This window comes from Klebsiella sp. HN106, from assembly GCF_051209435.1.
Classification (GTDB): Bacteria; Pseudomonadota; Gammaproteobacteria; order Enterobacterales; family Enterobacteriaceae; genus Klebsiella; species Klebsiella oxytoca.
On the sequence record NZ_JBLURD010000130.1, the window covers coordinates 1 to 380 of the forward strand.

The window sequence follows — 380 nt, forward strand, 5'->3', positions numbered from 1 at the left end:
CGGCACCCGCGGGTCGGCGTCCGGGTTGGCGGCGCGCAGGGCCTGCACGCGCTCGCTCACCGCTTTATCCAGCGCCGGGTTGCTGGCGGCGAGGTTGCTGCCGCCAGAGGCCATGGGATTATCCGCCGTCTCCGCGGTGGCCGACGGGCGGCCCTGGAAATAGCCTGCGGCGGTGAAGTTCTGGCCAATCAGCGCCGAGCCGCGCACTTCACCGTTCAGGCGGATCAGCGAGCCGTTGGCCTGTGAGTTAAACCACCATTGTCCCAGGCTGGTGGTAAGCAGAGGATAGACGCCGCCGGTGAGCAGCGTTAACAGAATAAATAGCACAAGTGCCGGACGAATCAATGACATAGTTTGTTCCTCACACCAGACCGCTCAGG

Annotated in this window: 1 protein-coding gene; it reads right to left on the reverse strand. The window is 64.2% G+C overall.

The genetic code is table 11. From position 1 onward, the window contains the following. Window positions 1–351: K(+)-transporting ATPase subunit C (gene kdpC / locus ACSIPU_RS30645; RefSeq protein WP_435322487.1), on the reverse strand; the 351-nt coding region annotated here is incomplete at its 3' end. Between the last annotated feature and the right edge of the window lie 29 nt (window positions 352–380).